This window comes from Paenibacillus sp. 22594 (assembly GCF_052044425.1).
In the GTDB taxonomy this organism is placed as follows: Bacteria; Bacillota; Bacilli; order Paenibacillales; family Paenibacillaceae; genus Paenibacillus_AQ.
Window position 1 is genome coordinate 1 of record NZ_JBQENA010000009.1, and the last position, 14,224, is coordinate 14,224.

The window sequence follows — 14,224 nt, forward strand, 5'->3', positions numbered from 1 at the left end:
TCGTTGTTCAGTTTTCAAAGATCAAGCTCGTCGTCGGCGCCGATTATCTCGTCACCAGCAACTCTTATAATATATCACATTCATTCGAGTAATGCAAGCTTTTTTCGAATCACTTGTTTAGTCATTCATATTTACTTAGCAGTGCTCCAACAACGCTTATTTATAATACCCTATTGTCATACGAAAAAGCAACCCTTTTAAAAAAGAAAGATAACCCACTTAATTTTTAAGTGGGTTATCTTCAAATCGCGTTTATTTGAATTACGCTTCTACTATTATTAGTAGAACTTAGCGGCCGAGTATTTGCTTGCTACTTTGATCAATCCTGTAGCTTGGTTACTCTTACCCAGTCCAGCATCGACTGTAGTATCGATAGTTACCCATTTGCCGTTAATTAATACTTCATTCCATGCGTGGTAGGAGGTCACATAGCTTGTATTCCCCATTACCAGCTTAGCAGGTATGCCTTGACTGCGAAGCATGGTTGCGAACAATGAGGCATAATCGTAGCAGATGCCTTTTTTGGTGATGAGTGTATTATCATTGTTCGGAATATAGTCTGTCGTAACCGTAGAGGCCAGAGTATAGTCATATTTCACATTGGAAACGATGAAGTCGTAGATTGCTTTCACCTTTTGTTCGTCGGTGGTTAAGCCCTGTGTCAACTGGGCGGCTTTGAGAACTGATTTATCGGAAGAACTCCACTTCACATTCTGTACAGAGCTCAAATATACGGCGTTAGCATTGTCCAGGCTCAGATCTACTGTTTCTGAAGAAATTACTTTGTATTTGTTGCCGGTAGTGTTCTCCAAAACCGAAACCTTGTAAGAACCATTACCTTGCTGCAATGGGAATGTTTCTGTTGGCTTAGATGCATAGAGATTGTAAGTGTAGCTGTTATTGTCCTTGGTGATCATCAGCTTAATTCGTTTGTCATTCGGTACGTCATAAGATACTGCGATTACACCTTGGTTCAGCTGCGATGTATTTAACCAGCCTGTTTCCGTGCTGGCAGCTTCTGCCGAGCCTACTTGGACGGAAGTGGCGACTACGAACAGTGTCAATAGCATAAAATAGATCTTTTTCATGGATAAAACCCCTTTCGGTAGCTGGCTGCCATCCATTCGGGAAGGCCCTTTAGCTTTGCGTCCCTACCTTTCGATAGGTTTGCCGTTATCGTATAAGCTTTATCTGTTCTCACTTCTAAAAGTGATCTACTAGATTCATATAAGACTAAACAAAAAAAGCCTCTTCATTCGGTAGCTGGCTGCCATCCATAGAGGGAAGGCCCTTTAGCTTTGCGTCCCTACCTTTCGATAGGTTTGCCGTTATCGTGCTTAGCTTTTATAGTTATATACTACCATATTCATCTCTATATACAAGATCTAAATCACTAGATTCCTACTATTTATTGATAAAATTTTTACAATATCGGACTTCCAAGTCACAGCTTATCGAATTCAGGATAACTTAGCGTGAATAATCAGACGATGGGTTGGATTAACCAATGGATCACAAGTAATCAGTGTGAGTATTTTGTCATCGCCCTTGCCATTCAAGACGGAAACATCCGTAGGTTCAACAATCGAGATATCATACACTACGTAGCGGTAATCATGCCCACTCGTCTGTACGGATATGGTATCGCCGATCGCAACTTCATTCAATCTGTTAAAAAGCCGGCCGGCCGTTCTTGATCTGTGTGCTGCAATCGCAGCATTACCAACCTGCCCAATTGCAGCAGTCTCTTGCATATGAGCGGCGGCATGTTTCATATTGGTTTTGGTGGCGCCCTCCAGGATAGGGAGCTTAAGATTGATTTTATCGATCTGGATGATGCCTGTGATCTTCCCACCCAACCGGATTTCAGGGGATGGCGGTTCCGTCGCCTCCGCCTGATCTCCAGAGGACTCCTCTGCAAGAAGCTGCGTGACTTCGGCGTACCGCTTACTCAGGTCGGACTGCGGAGACGTTGAAGGCGCACTTTCACTATATGCCTGTTCAGCTTCTTCCAGCAGCTTCTGCTGCTGCCAATCGTTGTACCACTCGTTTGCTTTGGGGTACAGCATAATCAGAATCCCGGCAAGAATAATAAGATAAGAGAATTTGCGCATGAACATCACCCCCATAAGTTAGTTTGTGCAGACCCAAGCAGACAAAGCTGGCTCCTCCTTTGAAGGAGCCTTTTCAAAATACCCACTTCCGGCTTCCGAAAAAATTGATAATCACAGTCACACCGGTAACCAGCACTTTGGCAATCAGCACCTGAAGACCGAAGCGGTCTGTCAGCAAATGCATAAGCAGCACCGAAATGCCCAGCACTACGAGGTTCAGTACAATAAACCTAACCAGTTGCATCCGGTCAAAGCCGTCCTGGCTCCCGCGGTTATGGTCCTTAAAGGTCACCTTTTTATTCCAAATAAAGCTGTTGGCTGTACCGGTGCTGTATGAAATAATCTGTGCCGGTGTATTCATCATCCCAAGCGAATGCAACAGGGTAAATACCACAAAATCAATCAATGTATTCAGCAGGCCAACGGCATTGAATTTTAAAAACTGCACAAAGCCTGCATTCAGTTTTTTATTTAACATAATCGCTTTCCTTCCGCATGTCTGCGCGCTCTACATCACTCTCAACGTCACCATAGCCCTTAGTCTCGCGCACGATATACAGCGGTCTATCCTTGGACTCATCATAAATCCGCCCGATATATTCACCAATTACACCAAGCAGCATGAGCACAATGCCGTTAAACAGCAGGTTGACGCCCACGATAGAAGCCCAGCCCGGGACGGTCCAAGAAGTAAAAACCTTTTGGAATAAAACGAAGAACAAATAAAGGAAGCTCGAGAAGGAAAGAAAAAAGCCAATGTATGAGGCGATTTTCAGCGGTTTATGGGAAAAGGAGGTGATGCCGTCGAGCGCAAACCGGATCATTTTCTTCAGGGGATATTTGGTTTCGCCGGCAAAGCGCTCTTCACGAACGTATTCCACCATGGTCTGCCGGAAGCCCACCCAGCTTACCAGTCCTCGCACATAACGGTTCTTCTCCTTCAGACCACGCAGCACATCGCATACTTTACGGTCAATCAAACGAAAATCCCCTGTATCTGTAGGAATATCCACACTTGTCATGCTGCTCAGCAAACGATAGAAGATCTTCGCAGTTGCTTTTTTGAAAAAAGTCTCTCCGTGGCGTTTGAGCCGCTTGGCATAAACAACATCATAGCCCTCTTTCCACTTCGCGATCATCTGCAAAATAACCTCCGGCGGGTCCTGAAGATCCGCATCAATAACCACGACCGCCTCGCCTTCAGCATAATCCATCCCCGCCGTGATCGCTACCTGATGGCCAAAGTTGCGCGAGAAATCGATCAGCTTGACATGCTCATCTTGACGGCTGACCCCGCGCATAATCTCGGCTGTACGGTCCCGGCTTCCGTCGTTGACGAAGACCAGCTCGTAGGAATCGCCGCAACCGTCCATTACCTTCTTGAGACGCTCATACGTATGCTGAATGACTTCCTCCTCATTGAACATGGGGACAATTACACTGTATCTGGCTTTCACCTTTGTTCCTCCTAAAAGTTTTGTGAGCCCATGCATCCATCCGAATCGCTTCGTTCAAAACTCGCCTCGGAAGCATAAACCTAGGTTTTGTCAGCATATGCTTCCAGATCGGCTTCATACAAAACCGCCTTAGAAGCATATGCCTAGTCATTTACTACATAAATCAAAAGATATGCAGCTGCTTCGCAAGCATTTGCCAGTACACTAGAATACCCAAGAAGGGAACCAGCGCAGCATAACGTCCACATAGTCTTTACTGACCTGCATACCTGACAGTACGGGATAAAACAATACAAAGAGCAGTGCGGCTCCGGCCACATATGCATAACGCATGTAGCGGGCTTCGGGGTATTTGCTGTCGAACAGCTTCATGATATATACAATGGCAAGAATCATGAACGGCACCATCGCAAAATAGTGGTAAAGGAATGTCTCACGCGGCACGAGCATCCACGGTACATACTGTGAGAAGAACCCGATCCAGATCATGTACAGGTTCTTGTCCTTGCGCTTCACTGTAAACCAGACCGCAGCCAGCATAGCAAAGATTCCGGTCCACCAGATCAGCGGATTCCCCATCGTGACGATGCTGCTAACCCTGCCTTCAGGCAGGCCTTCTCCCCCGCTGAAGAACCACACCGGCCGTTTCATGAACGGCCATTCCCACCATGAGGATGCAAACGGATGGGTGGCAACAAGCTGGCTATGGTAATCGTACATGTTCTTCTGGGCTTCGATCAGGCCTTTGAACGTGTAGCCATCCGCCGAGACGGACAGTACAGGGATAAAGGACAGGCTATAGATAATGCCTGGAATAATTACAAAGAACAACAGGCAGCTAAGCAGGGTAATGATAGTATTCTTCCAGAATGATCCGGCCGCGGTGTGGCAGGCCGCCTTCAGCTCCTGATCCCCCACTCTGCCCTCAGACAGCAAACGCCCCGCCGCCTTGTATTCTCTATAGCGTTCAAATAAGCCAAGCGCCAGCATAATAGCAAGCCCGGCTCCTCCATAGATTACAATCCATTTGGAGGCAACGCCGATTCCGAAGAACAGACCCGACCAGAATAGCGGGACCAGCGTCTGGCGCAGCGGTACACGATAGAAATTCATTGTAAAATACCGCTGCATGAAATAGAACATCAGCATGATGAAGAATACGCCGTAGACATCGATCGTGGAGATGCGCGTCTGGGTGAAGTGCATGAAATCGAGAGCGAACAATCCGGCGGCAAGTGCGGCGTAGAGACTCTTTTTGAAGAGCCTCAGGGCCATGATATAGATCAGCGGCAGCATTGCGATGCCAAAGAGAGTACCGATGATCCGCCAGCCAAACGGATTGACGCCGAACAGCTCCATGCCGGCCGAGATCAGCAGCTTACCAAGCGGCGGGTGGGTATTCTCATACGGAACAATACCATGTGCATACTCATAGGCCGTGCGGGCATGATAGATTTCATCAAAGTAGGTGCTGTTCATGAATCCGGAGTTTTCCGGAATGATCGACTGTTCGTCAAACAGATTGGACGGCTGGCCTCTCTTGGCAGCAGCACCATCAGGTGTAACGCTAGCTACCGGAAGCGGTGTTTTGCCTCCCCCCTGTTCATAAAAGGCCATCTCATTCAAAGTGAAGCCTGGCGATGTAACAGTCAGTTTCACATATCTTGCCGCTACGTTCAAAGGCTGGCTTTTCCAAATAAACACATTGCCGACATCTTCGTTGACGTCCAGCGGGCTGTTCCAGACATCCGGCGACTCGCTGAACTCCAGCTTGAATTTGCCGGTCCCGACACCGCCGAATATATTCACACGTTCCAGTTGTCTGCTCTGGCCAAGGTCTACATAAAAGCTCTCGCCGCTGGCTGCCGGTTCCCACAGGGTTTCCGGGGCTTTGGTAGAGCCCAGATGAAATAATGCCAGTGCCGCATATACGGCGGTAATGCCCAGCATCCAAATCCAGTCTTTGCGCTGCAGCTTAAACCTGCCGGCTTTGACGCTCTTCACCAGCGGACGGATTCCCTCAGCGAGTTCCATATCGGCATCATACTTCTCTGATGGAGTGGCCGGTGATGCGAGCTCTTTGATGTTTTTACGGACATATACGGAATAGCCTACGTACAGCATATATAACGCCAAAGCGATATTGGCAATTGCAGTCACCAGCACAATTCCGTCTGAAGGCGGGTTATTGCCGGCGTTCAGATGGGCCAGTGTATACCCTACATTAAGATACTGTGTCAAAGTAAAGCCGAGGAACAGAGTCAAGAACCGCCGGTCACGGCTCTCAATATAGGTGAACAGACACAGGATCAAGGCCGGGTACATGTAACGTTCATGCATTTTGGTACCGAACACGAACACGATTATGATCAGAACCATACCGATGAAGAAGGACTTCGACAGATCTTTGCGGTCTTTTGTGAAAGAGTAGTACGCTGCAAGGGCAACGGCTACCAGGATGAAAATAAAGCCCCAGGCACGGTAGGTAATCCCAAGCCACATGGAATCAATCGAAGCCCACATCGGGTCGGTCAGCGCATATAGATTAAAGGCATTCACCGTGGAATAAGGATAGGAGGATAAGGTTCCCTTATAAAGGTCGATAAGTCCTCCGAGTCCGCCATTATTCCAGAAGAATGGAGCGGCCAGCACAGCAAAGATGCCAAGACCGTAAAGGGCACCGACCGCCAGCTGCTTCCACGCACGGTGATGATAGAAGGCAAACAGCAGAACAGGCGTGAATATTAGTGCCTGTGGTTTAATGAGCGTGGCCAGAGCAAAAAAGATAGCCGAACGCACAAATCCTTGTTCCGAGGCACTCAGAATACTGAGCAGCAGGAACACTAAAAAGAACGAGTCCGCTTGCCCCCAAGCAGCAGAATCCATCAGGACAGCCGGATTGAACAGGAACAGCAGCATCAGGCCGATAGCCACACCGGAACCAAGCTTCTTGCGGCCTGCGCGGTAGATCAGCCAGCCCAGTACCAAGTCGGAAATGATTGCCGGCAGCTTAAAGAGCAGATTTTCTCCTCCGGAGCCATGTGCAAATCCGAACAGCCCGCGAATGAGGCTAAGCACATATAATATGTAAAGATATCCAGGAGGATAATCGGCAAAATACCCCTTTTCATAAAACTTGCCTGGCCCCAGGTCCACAAGACGCTGACCCCAGGCGATGAAGGTATTCATGTCATTTTGATATCCTTGTGCGGTCAATCCAATCCAGATCCGCAGGATCAAAGCTGCGCCGAAGACAACATAGAGCCATCTGGTATAGATAACATCTTGCTGCTTCAGAAGCCGGTCACTGCGGAATGCCCTATTATAGAAGAAAGCGAAAAAGACGCTAAATACCGCCGACAGCAACAGAAGCTTGGCAGGCGATACTTTGTGCGGTGTCTCAGCAGCTTTGCTGCTTCCGTTCTGGGCTGCTGCCGCTCCGCTATCCAGCGAGATGACACTGGCTCCTCCAGGAGCGGCATCTACCTGCTCTACTGACAAATCATCAAAGTAAGCCTTGCCTTGAATCAGACTGGCATAGCCGCCCAGGGCTGCGCCGATGCCCAGCTCTTTTTGTTCGGGGCCCGTTTGGCCGTAGAACTCAAGATACTGCCAATCTCCAGCCGTATCCTTGGTAGCGGGATAACCGCCTCCGATGCCTACCGGGAAAATGTTCGCACCAAGGCCCTCGCCTGCGGTACTGACGATTTTGATATAGCCGGAGATCTTATAGTAGCTGTTAGCCGAAACAGCAATCGTCTGTACCCATTTGAGGTGATTGGGCTCCAGATTCTCTATAACTGCTGCCTTGCTTCCGGAATGGACATCCTCAGACTGCACAGAAAGCAGCCCGGAGTTGTCCCCTGCGATCCACATATCCTTGGTCCAGCCCGAAGGAGCACCCTCTTCTCCATCCTCGAAGCCCGGATTCTGCAATAAATTGCCTGCTGCATGAATGCTTGTTACAGGGAGAATGAACAATAACAGCATTAAAAGCATCATTGCGGCCGCGCGTGTACTCTTGATCATCGTTCCAACCTCACCTCGTCAATGTTAATCCAGCCGTTCCCGCCGGTTATGTAAATCTCCGCCTGCTCGCCTTGCTTAAGGGATGCATCCGGAAGTACAACAGAGTGATATTCAGGTCAGTTTGTATTAGGAACCTCTGCTTGCACTCCTTCTACATCAGCAGCATTCATACCTTCCGTATGGTTATAAATAAGCACGCTGTAATTCGTGAAGCGCGTAATCGTGTAGCCTCCATTCACTGCAGGCACAGGCTCATTATTCCCGTAGACATATGCCTTCTGTCCCGGCTGCGTGTCCGGAGCGCCAAATTTGTACCGCCCAAACGAAGCGACCCTCTGAAATGCATCTCCGGGATTGATGTATTTGACAGAATCCAGAAAGTCATGCGGATTGGTCTTCTCATAAAAGAGCACATAGATATAGGGCATGTTGACCTTATCCGTGACATAGACATTGCCGCTGGTTGCTTCTGAAGCATACTGGATAGCCTCCCCCAATGAGTCATAAAAGGCTGGACCGATGCTCTTGGGGAACTCACGAAAATAAGTATTTGTAAAAAAGCCGAACATTACAGCAAATGCCAAAACCGCTACTATACCGGCAGGCTTAATTTTCTGATACAGCCAGAATACAGCTGCAGCAACCAGCATAATCAGAGGGTAGAAAATAATATTAATCCGGTTGGTGTTCACATCTGTGATCAGGGCCATCAGTACGGCAATGCCCAGCCAGAGTAGCACGACGATATTCACAAGCCCTTCGCGTCCGCGCTGGTAGAACTCATACATCAGGACGAAAAGCCCAAGCAGAGCAAAGGGCAGAGCAATTGGATAAGCATAACCGTATGGAGATATGGAATTCCAGGGCAGCCCGTCACTCCCGCTGCGCATAAGCCGGAGAAATGAACTAAAGTTGCCGGATGCCGTCTGCAGGAGCTGTCCGCTGAATACAGAGGAAATCTGCTCCACCCGGGGCATCGTTAATTTGGGAATCGTGAAGAGCTTCATGCCAATCTCTTGAAGCCCATAATGATTAATTACTATAAATAATAGTATAGGCAAAGCAAGGAGCACAAATAGAATACCGTTCCAGCCTAACGTCCGGAATTTCATGGCTCTACTATACAATAGAAGAAATGCCGCACAGATAGCAAATACCGGCACAAAAAAGTAGGCTGTACCGTATGCATACAGCGAGATTGCCAGGATAACGGTGAAGCCGTAAGTCCATTTAGAATTCTGAAATGATCTCAGCAGACAATAGACAGCAATCAGGATCAAAGTAGGGAACAAGTTCGATTCAAGCGCCCATCTGGACATCATAATATGCCAGGGATTGATGGCGATAAAGAACATGGCGAAGATGCCTGCTACTCTGGATGGAAACAGTCTTTTCATACATAAATAGAAAAAAATCATGCCAAAAAGGCCCATCACCAAACTAAGCGCTCTTACCGACATCGGTGTCAATCCGAAGATCCAAATGAAAGGCATGGATAAATAAGCATACAGTGCATTCTGTCCGCTGCCCCAGGCGATGAGGTGAACGGGAAGGTGGACACCGTTGCGGTCAATCCCATAATGAAGGATCGCATAAGCATCATAACCGATGGATGCCTCATCCTGATTAAGTCCCGAAGGAATAGAGCCGAGATAAACCGTCCTGACAATGGCACCCAGTACAAACAGTACGAGCGGCCACGGATTGTCTTTGCAGGACCGATATGTTTTTTGGAAAAAGACGGACAATAGGATCACCTCTTCAACAATATAATCGAAATGCCGGCTCAAGAAAAGGCCACAGCAGAGGTTATCCCGAAGTTACTCCTCAATATGAGAAAACGGCCCCTTCTTCAATAGAAGGGACCGCTGAAACAGAAATCTGCATGTTCCGGTTTATATAGACTACGCAATAGACTTAACTTAGCCCTGGCTGCCGATCAGAAGGTAACGCAGAACGATCAGAACAGCGAGCACCCACATCATCCAGTGGATGTCGTATTTCTTTTTGCCGGCCAGGTTGGCTACACAGGCCAGAATAACGTACGTAACAATTCCGAAGGAGATCCCGTTCGCGATATTGTAAGTGAAAGGCATAATTACGAAGGTCAGGAAGGCTGGAATCGCCAGAACCATATCCTGAAAATCGATTTCGCGGATAGATTGAGCCATCAGCACACCGACAATAATCAGTGCAGCCGCAGTAGCTGGGCCAGGGATAAGCGCCACAACTGGAGCCAGGAACAGCGCCAGCAGGAAGCAGACACCCGTTGTAACGGCAGTCAGGCCTGTGCGTCCGCCCTCAGCAACCCCGGCAGCACTCTCAACATAAGCGGTAGTTGTGGAAGTACCGAGCATTGCACCGCCGGCAACAGCGACTGCATCAACAAACATCGCTTTTCCGACACGTTTCTTGCCTTCTTCAGGGTCCTTCATAATTCCTGCACGTTCGGCTGTACCGACAAGCGTACCAAAGGTATCAAATAATTCAACAAAGGTGAATGTGGCAATCGCAGATACGATACCAGTGTGCATGATACCCTGCCAGTCAAATTCCCAGAAATTCAGCTGTGAGAAATCAGGAACCCAAGGGGTCTGCGGATTGGACAGGGTACTGAAATCAACAGCGCCCATAAGGATAGCAGCTACCGTGGTACCAAGAATCCCGAACAGGATTGCACCACGTACCTTCAGTACCATCAGGATGGAGATCAGCAGCAGGCCGATAATGACCAGCTGAACATTGGTGTTCTCCAGGCTTCCCATATGAATAACCGTTTCAAAGGAAAGTACATCTGTAAACTTATTAGCGGCGATGTCTTTGCCGGCTTCAACGCCGATGGTCATCAGTCCGCTGTTTTTCAGGCCGATAATGGTAATGAACATACCGATACCGACGGTAATGGCATGCTTCAAGCTGTCAGGAATGGCGGTAAGCAAGATCTGCCGGATCTGGGTGATCGTAAGCAAGATAAAGATAATACCGGAAATAAATACGGCGGTCAGACCCATTTGCCAGGTAAACTCATGGTCAGTGGTTGCCGACGATAAAACTACGGATGCAAAATATGCATTAAGGCCCATACCAGGCGCCAGCGCTACCGGAAAATTAATGAACAGTCCCATGGCGATGGTGAAGATCCCCGCTGCAAGAGCGGTTGCCAGAAATACGGAATACCAGCCCATGTCAATACGGCCAAAGGCGGTAAGTGTACCTGGATTAACCGACAAAATATACGCCATTGCCATAAATGTGGTCAGACCGGCCATAATCTCTGTGCGTACTGTGGTGCCGTTTTCTTTCAACTTGAAAAAGCGGTTCAAATTGTTCTCCCCCTATGGTGTATGTTGTCTGAAAGCAACAGAAAAGCCGGCATCTTGGGAGACACCGGCCCGAAAAAAGAACAGCTTCGCGCCTGTCAAGCCAAACGGCTGTGCCGTCCATACAAAGGACGGTACCGTCTCAGCAAGAAATATAAGGATGATTTATGCAGTGAAACACATAAATCCTTATATTCGGACTAACATCCGAAGGATTGTGAAGGCTTTGCTCTTCTTAATCGTAGCCAGGTCATTACGGTGACCTCGTAGAGACTTCCGGGCCGATTCCCGGAATTATACGAATATTTATGCTGCTCTAACGCTTTATTATTTTAGGTGTACATGACATCACTTGTCAATGGTAAATACGAACATTATGGGTGAGGTTTTAAATATTGTTCGTAATTCAGACATTTGTCACGTTACACTTACTTGTGTCTTTAACAAGCAGCTTGAGCAGCTCAGCTCTACGGTGTAATTTTAATCCCTTCTCCTAGCTTGTCCTTGTCAAGGAGAGGGTATCCCTCCATTTAGCCAATAGAAAAGAGCACCCTGGTTAGGAATGCTCTTATATTCTAGCTATTCGGGATACATCGACAGGTTCTTTAAGAGAAAGATACGGCTATTTTACCGACAGCATGGTGGGTCTCGCTTAATGCGTGGGCATCATACAGTCCCTTTTGCGAAAAAGGAAACGTAGCACCGACCACTGATCTTACCTTCCCCTGCTCCAAAAGGCCGGCAATTTCCTGAAGCTGCTGGCCATTGGGCTCCAGCCATATATTTTTAGCGGTTACGTCAAACTCCCTCACCAGCTCTTCATCAAAATTGCTGACGATCGATATAATCCGCCCGGTATGTTTTTTCAACACTTGGAAGCTGTCCTTCTGTATGTCCCCGCCCATCGTATCGAACACAAGGTCCACGTCCGATAAAACCTCTTCAAACCGGGTCGTACGGTAATCAATAATCTGGTCAGCTCCAAGTGAAGCAAGCAGTTCATGGTTACGCTCACTCGCTGTCGTAATAACGTAGGCTCCGGCTTGTTTGGCAAACTGGATTGCGAACATACCCACGCCACCTGCACCAGCATGAATTAATACCTTTTCTCCTGCAGTCAGTCCACCATGGGTAAAAAGCGCCTGCCAAGCCGTAAGGCCTGCGAGAGGAACCGATGCGGCTTCTTCCCATGAGATGTTGCCAGGCTTGCGTGCCAGCAGGTGATCATCCACTAAAGTGTATTCAGCATACGTGCCAAAGCGGGTAGTTTCCGGACGTGCAAACACTTCATCCCCCACTTTCCAATCTGTTACCCCGCTGCCGATTTCTGAAATCGTCCCGGCAACATCCCACCCTAAAATAATCGGAAACTCCCAATCCATCATTTGTTTCAAGTAACCTTCCCGCAGCTTCCAATCAATCGGATTAATTGAGGTGGCGGCCACTTTGACTACGACCTGATGCGCTTGCGGAGCAGGGCTAGGCACTTCTCTTTCCTGAAGTTCTTCCTTGCCCCCATAACGATCGATGACGATGGCTTTCATTGCTTCTCCTCCTTAAATATACTCTTCAACAGTATTATCCATCTCATTACACAAAAAATGCAAATGACCAAACCATTTCCATAGGATTAGAATAAGAAGAAACGGCTTCGCCGTATAGCGTGAAACATATGATTATTTATCCACAAAAAACCTTCAAACCCACGGCAATCGTGGATTTGAAGGTTTCGGTGTGGTATTGGAATTTAAGCCTACTCCCACTCAATCGTTGCAGGCGGTTTCGAGGTAATGTCATACACGATGCGGTTGACGTTGTCCACTTCGTTGACGATACGGACGGAGATTTTCTCCAGCACATCCCAAGGGATACGTGCCCAGTCGGCCGTCATGCCGTCGATGGAGGTTACTGCGCGAATACCTACAGTGTAGGAGTAGGTACGCTCGTCACCCATTACGCCCACACTCTTCATGTTAGGCAATGCGGTGAAGTACTGCCAGATTTCGCGGTCGAGACCGGCTTTGGCAATTTCCTCACGCAGGATGTAATCGGAATCGCGCACGATGGTCAGCTTCTCCTCGGTCACTTCGCCAAGCACACGGATAGCAAGTCCTGGACCCGGGAAAGGCTGACGCCAGACAATGGCATGCGGCATTCCCAGCTCTTCACCCAGCTTGCGCACCTCGTCCTTGAACAACGTATTCAATGGCTCGATCAAACTGAACTTCATATCTTCCGGCAGTCCGCCGACATTGTGATGCGATTTGATCGTTTGCGCCGTTGCTGTTCCACTTTCTACAATGTCGGTGTACAGCGTACCTTGGGCTAGGAAAGAGAAGTCACCCAGCTTGGCCGATTCTTCGTCGAAGCAGTAGATAAATTCGTTGCCGATGATTTTGCGTTTCTGTTCGGGATCGGAGACACCTGCCAGCTTGCCCAGGAAACGATCGCGTGCATCAATCTTCACCACGTGGATGTCGAATTTGCCGACAAAGGTTTCCATTACGCTCTCGGCTTCACCTTTTCGCAGGAGGCCATGGTCGATAAACATACAGGTCAGCTGGTCACCAATTGCCCGGTGAATCAGCATTGCAACAACTGAAGAGTCTACACCGCCGCTGAGGGCACAGAGTACTTTTTTGTCGCCGACTTTATCCTGGATATCCTTGATGGCATCCTCAATAAAAGATTCCATCGTCCATTTGCCTTCACAGCCGCAAACTTCGTACAAGAAGTTCGAGATCATCTCATTCCCGTTCACGGAGTGGCGCACCTCAGGATGGAATTGAACTGCGAAGAATTTGCGGTCTGCATGACTCATTGCCGCAATCGGTGCACTCTCCGTGCCGGCATCCAGCTTGAATCCGGTCGGAAGCTCCACCACATGATCACCATGGCTCATCCAAACGGTCTGACCGCTATCCAGTCCGGTAGCAAGTACAGCGCCCATTTCAAAGTCAACGTTGGCCTTGCCGTATTCCCGCTTGTCCGCACGTTCAACCTTACCGCCCTGCTGGTGTGCCATAAGCTGCATGCCATAGCAGATACCAAAAATCGGCAAGCCCAAATCATAAATAGCCGGATCTACATGAGGTGCATCCTCGGCATAAACACTGCTTGGTCCACCGGAAAAGACAATCCCCTTCGGCGAAAGTGCCTTAATCTTCTCAATTGGCGTATTGTACGGCAGAAGCTCGCTGTATACCCCCAGGTCCCGAATTCTGCGCGCGATAAGTTGATTGTATTGTCCCCCAAAATCGAGAACGACGATAATTTCATTTGGCTTGTTCATTACGTGCCTCCC

9 protein-coding genes and 3 riboswitches are annotated in these 14,224 nt (G+C 48.4%); all 9 genes read right to left on the minus strand.

What is annotated here, in order from left to right:
- Positions 1 to 278: 278 nt before the first annotated feature.
- The 9 genes from ACTJKB_RS24070 to guaA all read right to left on the minus strand — a co-directional run bounded on the left by ACTJKB_RS24070 (position 279) and on the right by guaA (position 14,212).
- The gene (locus ACTJKB_RS24070; RefSeq protein WP_440836889.1) at positions 279 to 1,088 is read right to left on the minus strand and encodes a transglutaminase-like domain-containing protein; all 810 of its coding nucleotides are present in this window, start codon (positions 1,086 to 1,088) and stop codon (positions 279 to 281) included.
- Between the two features lie 13 nt (positions 1,089 to 1,101).
- Positions 1,102 to 1,182, minus strand: a riboswitch (cyclic di-GMP riboswitch).
- 73 nt (positions 1,183 to 1,255) lie between these two features.
- A riboswitch (cyclic di-GMP riboswitch) is annotated at positions 1,256 to 1,337 on the minus strand.
- 123 nt (positions 1,338 to 1,460) lie between these two features.
- Positions 1,461 to 2,114 carry a class D sortase gene (locus ACTJKB_RS24075; RefSeq protein WP_440836890.1) on the minus strand — a complete coding sequence of 218 codons (654 nt, stop codon included), beginning with the start codon at positions 2,112 to 2,114 and terminating at the stop codon, positions 1,461 to 1,463.
- Between the two features lie 73 nt (positions 2,115 to 2,187).
- A complete protein-coding gene (locus ACTJKB_RS24080; RefSeq protein WP_440836891.1) occupies positions 2,188 to 2,592 on the minus strand; it encodes a GtrA family protein in 405 nt (134 codons plus the stop codon).
- Positions 2,582 to 3,571, minus strand: a complete 990-nt coding sequence (locus ACTJKB_RS24085; RefSeq protein ID WP_440836892.1) for a glycosyltransferase family 2 protein — start codon at positions 3,569 to 3,571, stop codon at positions 2,582 to 2,584. The genes ACTJKB_RS24080 and ACTJKB_RS24085 overlap by 11 nt, the downstream gene beginning before the upstream one ends.
- 204 nt (positions 3,572 to 3,775) lie before the next feature.
- On the minus strand, positions 3,776 to 7,600 hold the full coding sequence (locus ACTJKB_RS24090) for a glycosyltransferase family 39 protein (RefSeq protein WP_440836893.1): 3,825 nt from the start codon (positions 7,598 to 7,600) through the stop codon (positions 3,776 to 3,778).
- Positions 7,601 to 7,716: 116 nt separating this feature from the next.
- The gene (locus ACTJKB_RS24095) at positions 7,717 to 9,390 is read right to left on the minus strand and encodes a phospholipid carrier-dependent glycosyltransferase (protein WP_440836894.1); all 1,674 of its coding nucleotides are present in this window, start codon (positions 9,388 to 9,390) and stop codon (positions 7,717 to 7,719) included.
- A 132-nt stretch (positions 9,391 to 9,522) separates the two neighbouring features.
- On the minus strand, positions 9,523 to 10,923 hold the full coding sequence (locus ACTJKB_RS24100) for an NCS2 family permease (RefSeq protein ID WP_440836895.1): 1,401 nt from the start codon (positions 10,921 to 10,923) through the stop codon (positions 9,523 to 9,525).
- 219 nt (positions 10,924 to 11,142) lie between these two features.
- A riboswitch (purine riboswitch) is annotated at positions 11,143 to 11,242 on the minus strand.
- 283 nt (positions 11,243 to 11,525) lie between these two features.
- Complete coding sequence (locus ACTJKB_RS24105) at positions 11,526 to 12,464, minus strand: NADP-dependent oxidoreductase (protein WP_440836896.1); 939 nt, start codon at positions 12,462 to 12,464, stop codon at positions 11,526 to 11,528.
- Positions 12,465 to 12,673: 209 nt separating this feature from the next.
- Entirely contained in the window at positions 12,674 to 14,212 is a 1,539-nt protein-coding gene (gene guaA / locus ACTJKB_RS24110; protein WP_074109840.1) for a glutamine-hydrolyzing GMP synthase, read from the minus strand.
- Between the last annotated feature and the right edge of the window lie 12 nt (positions 14,213 to 14,224).

Bases quoted from the DNA above. Each gene is read 5' to 3' on its own strand.
- ACTJKB_RS24070 (WP_440836889.1), bottom strand. From the start codon at position 1,088: ATGAAAAAGATCTATTTTATGCTATTGACACTGTTCGTAGTCGCCACT.
- ACTJKB_RS24075 (WP_440836890.1), bottom strand. From the start codon at position 2,114: ATGCGCAAATTCTCTTATCTTATTATTCTTGCCGGGATTCTGATTATG.
- ACTJKB_RS24080 (WP_440836891.1), bottom strand. From the start codon at position 2,592: ATGTTAAATAAAAAACTGAATGCAGGCTTTGTGCAGTTTTTAAAATTC.
- ACTJKB_RS24090 (WP_440836893.1), bottom strand. From the start codon at position 7,600: ATGATCAAGAGTACACGCGCGGCCGCAATGATGCTTTTAATGCTGTTA.
- ACTJKB_RS24105 (WP_440836896.1), bottom strand. From the start codon at position 12,464: ATGAAAGCCATCGTCATCGATCGTTATGGGGGCAAGGAAGAACTTCAG.
- guaA (WP_074109840.1), bottom strand. From the start codon at position 14,212: ATGAACAAGCCAAATGAAATTATCGTCGTTCTCGATTTTGGGGGACAA.